Here is a 3423-nt window from a genome sequence, read left to right as displayed (position 1 = left end):
CCGCGAGCCCCGGGTCCCGCTGGCGCAGGTGGTGCACCAGCGCGGCGCCGCTCATCCCGGCCATGCGCATGTCGGTGATGAGCACGTCGTAGCGCTCGGCGCGCGCGGCCTGGAGCGCGGCCTCGCCGCAGTCCACCACGGTGGTCGTGTGGCCCGCGTCCTCCAGGATCTCCGCCAGGTTCTCCGCGAAGGCCCGGTTGTCATCCACCACCAGGAAGCGGCCCATCAGGAAGGCTCCGGCGTCAGGGGAAGCTCCACCACGAAGCGGGCCCCTCCCGGCCCGCCCACGGCCGGAGCGTAGCCGATGCCGCCGCCGTGCCGTTCCAGGATGCGCCGCACCAGCGCCAGGCCCAGCCCCAGCCCGCGCGCCTTCGTGGTCATCAGCGGTTCGAAGACGCGCGCGCGGATGGCCGGGTCCAGGCCCGGGCCGCTGTCCTCCAGCACCAGCCGGATGCGCCGCGCGCCGTCCTCCGGGATGTCCGCCGTCAGCAGCACCTCGCCCTCGCGCTCGCCCAGGGCCTGCACCGCGTTCTGCAGCAGGTTCACGAAGACCTGCCGCAATTGCACGGCGTCCCCTCCACGGACGGCAGGGCCTCCAGCCCCTGCGCGCGCACGCGCACGTGCCCGGGGGCGCGACGGCCTCCAGCGCGGACGCCCAGACGTCCGCGAGCCGCAGCGGCGCGCGGACGAGCGGGCGGGAGCGGATCATGTCCAGCAGGCTGGTGACGATGTGGTTGGCGACCTCCACCTGCTCGCCGATGCGGTCCAGGTGCTTGGTCACGCGCGCGTCCTCCGCCGCGGCGGGGCGGCCCTTGAGGATGAAGAGCGAGGTCTCGATGACGCCCAGGGGGTTGCGCAGCTCATGGCCGATGGAGCCCACGAGCTGCCCGAAGGTCGCCAGCCGCTCGGCCCGGGCCGCCTGGGCCAGCAGGTCCTCGCGGTAGGTGTGCAGCATGATGGCCAGCTCCAGGTCCAGGATCTTCCCCAGCGCCCGGGCCAGGCGCGCGGCCCGCGCGGGGGCGTCGCGCAGCGACTCCTCCAGCACCGCCGCCAGCTCCTGGCGCAGCAGGTTCATGGCGCCGAACATGTAGTGCTGCGGCAGGTGGATGCGCACGTGCACCCGCCCGATGCGGCAGCGGCGCTCGAAGTACGCCGTGTCCCACGGCCCCAGCAGGAGCGACCCCATCCAGTCCTGGAGCGTCACCTTCAGGTGGCCCACCTGGCTCTCGCCCCCCTCCAGCGCCTTGCGCGCCTCCGGGTGTTCGAGGATGCGCCGGTAGAAGACGTCCGCGATGCGCTCGAAGTGCGCGCAGGCGATGGGGTGCAGCTCGCGCAGGGCCTCTCCGTCGTCGGAGGAGAAGCCCACGTAGCGCTGGAGCTCCTCCAGGACGTTGTCCGTCACGCCTCCGGGTCCGGCTTCCATGGTGACTCCTTCCTCGCGCGGGGGGCCTGGGGGTCGGCGGCCGGGTCCTCGTCCGCCGGGCCGGGGCCACCGCCGCCGTACTCCTTGAGCTTGTATTGGATCTTCCGCACGCTGATGCCCAGCACCTCCGCGGCGCGCGTGGTGGAGCCCTGCACCATCTCCAGGGTGCGCAGGATGGCCTCCCGCTCAATGGTGGCGAGCGTCGCGCCGGGGATGAGCCGCTCGACGGCGCCGGCGCTGGGGCGGGGGCCGCGCAGCACCGGCGGCAGGTCGTCCGCCGTGAGCTCCTCGCCTCGCGCGAGCACCACGGCGCGCTCCACCGCGTTCTCCAGCTCGCGGATGTTGCCCGGCCAGTCGTGGTTCATCAGCGCCTCCAGGGTGCCGGGGGCCAGCCCCTTCACGGCCTTGCCGTGGACGGCGTTGCAGCGCTCCAGGAAGTGGCTCACCAGCGCGGGGATGTCCGCCTTGCGCCGGCGCAGGGGCGGCAGCGTCACCGCCACCACGTTGAGCCGGTAGTAGAGGTCCTCGCGGAAGCGGCCCGCCTTCACCTCCGCCTCCAGGTCGCGGTGGGTGGCCGCCACGATGCGCACGTCCACCTTCAGCGTCTGCGTGCCGCCCACGCGCTCGAACTCGCGGCCCTGCAGCACGCGCAGGAGCTTCACCTGCACGGCCGGGGAGATTTCTCCAATCTCGTCCAGGAACAGGGTGCCGCCGTCCGCCAGCTCGAAGCGGCCCTCCTTGCGCGCCAGGGCGCCGGTGAAGGCCCCCCGCTCGTGACCGAACAGCTCGCTCTCCAGCAGGCCCTCGCTGAGCGCCGCGCAGTGCACCTTCACGAAGGGGCGCGCCTTGCGCGGGCTGAGCTCGTGCAGCGCCTGGGCCACCAGCTCCTTGCCCGTGCCGCTCTCCCCCAGGATGAGCACGGTGGCCCGCGTGGGGGCCGCCTGCTGGATGAGGGCGTAGACCCCCTGGAGCTCCGGCGCGTCCCCGATGATGTTGCCCACCCGGAAGCGCTCCGCCACGCGCTCGCGCAGCTGGCGGGTCTCCTGCTTCAGCCGGCGCGTCTCCAGCGCCTTGCCCAGCACGACGAGCACGGCGTTCAGGTCCAGCGGCTTGGTGAGGTAGCTCTCCGCGCCCTGGCGCATGGCCTCCACCGCCGCCTCCACGGTGCCGAACGCCGTCATCATCACGAAGGCCGCGTCGTTGCCGGCCTCCTTCGCGCGGCGCAGCAGCGTGAGCCCGTCCATGCGCGGCATCCGCACGTCCGTGAGCACCAGCGAGGGTGAGAAGTCGTCGAGCGCCGCGAGCGCCTCCGCGCCGTCCGCGGCCTCGCGCACCTCGTACCCCTCCTCGCCCAGGAGGGTGACCAGGGCGCGCCGCGCGTTCGCCTCGTCGTCCACGACCAGGATGCGTTCTGGAGCCATGCCCCTGCTTACCAGACCCGGGCCGGGATGCAGGAGTGCGTCTGACCAGGCCTCCAGGGAAGGCGCCAGGAGCGTCATCCGCTCGCGTCCCCTGCCCGCGCGTCCGCGCACGCCAGGCAGCAGCGCGCCTCGGGGACGGCCAGCAGCCGCTGACGGCCAATGGCGCCGCCGCACTGCTCGCACCCCCCGAAGCAGCCCTGCGCGATGCGCTCGAGCGCCGCCTCCACCTCCTCCAGCTCATGCGGTGGCAGGCGCGCTCCGCGCACGGGCGGGCAGCCGTCCCCTCCACCGCCAGCCCCGGGCTGGGCGTCCGCGCGCGCCGCACGCAGCGCGCTCCGGCGGGACAGCAGCATCTGCCGCGCCCGGGCCGTCATGGGGTCCGCGGGCATGGCGTCCTCCGGTCCGGGCTGGCGGCGCGGCCCGTGGGTCCCAGCGACTGTCGTGTCTTCACGTTCCACGTCCATGAGGGCTCTCAGGAGGCAGGAGGGAGTGACAGGGGGGCGGCGCGGTTGCGGCGCGCCGCGAGCACGCTCGGCACCGCGAGCACCGCGACGGCCACCGTCACCAGCCCGGCGCCGG

General features: G+C 74.0%; 4 protein-coding genes and 1 pseudogene. All 5 read right to left on the bottom strand.

The window, feature by feature from the left end; genetic code table 11:
* The coding region (locus tag ACLEQD_RS39645) for a response regulator (protein WP_410391114.1) at positions 1-226 on the bottom strand (226 nt) is incomplete at its 3' end.
* Positions 226-525: an ATP-binding protein gene (locus ACLEQD_RS39640; RefSeq protein WP_410391113.1), complete on the bottom strand. Its 300-nt coding sequence runs from the start codon at positions 523-525 to the stop codon at positions 226-228. The genes ACLEQD_RS39645 and ACLEQD_RS39640, both read right to left, overlap by 1 nt.
* A 235-nt stretch (positions 526-760) precedes the next feature.
* A pseudogene (locus tag ACLEQD_RS39635) lies at positions 761-1423 on the bottom strand (protoglobin domain-containing protein); the annotation flags it as partial.
* Entirely contained in the window at positions 1399-2844 is a 1446-nt protein-coding gene (locus ACLEQD_RS39630) for a sigma-54-dependent transcriptional regulator (protein ID WP_410391111.1), read from the bottom strand. The pseudogene ACLEQD_RS39635 and the gene ACLEQD_RS39630, both read right to left, overlap by 25 nt.
* A 74-nt stretch (positions 2845-2918) precedes the next feature.
* Positions 2919-3233, bottom strand: coding sequence for a TraR/DksA family transcriptional regulator (locus ACLEQD_RS39625; protein ID WP_410391110.1), 315 nt, complete (start codon positions 3231-3233; stop codon positions 2919-2921).
* Positions 3234-3423 lie beyond the last annotated feature (190 nt).

Origin of the sequence: Corallococcus sp. 4LFB (assembly GCF_046520365.1) — a bacterium.
Lineage (GTDB): Bacteria > Myxococcota > Myxococcia > Myxococcales > Myxococcaceae > Corallococcus > Corallococcus caeni.
Note: the sequence above shows the minus strand (reverse complement) of the source record. Positions and strands in the feature narration are given on the sequence as shown.

Bases quoted from the DNA above. Each gene is read 5' to 3' on its own strand.
- ACLEQD_RS39630 (WP_410391111.1), bottom strand. From the start codon at position 2,844: ATGGCTCCAGAACGCATCCTGGTCGTGGACGACGAGGCGAACGCGCGG.
- ACLEQD_RS39625 (WP_410391110.1), bottom strand. From the start codon at position 3,233: ATGCCCGCGGACCCCATGACGGCCCGGGCGCGGCAGATGCTGCTGTCC.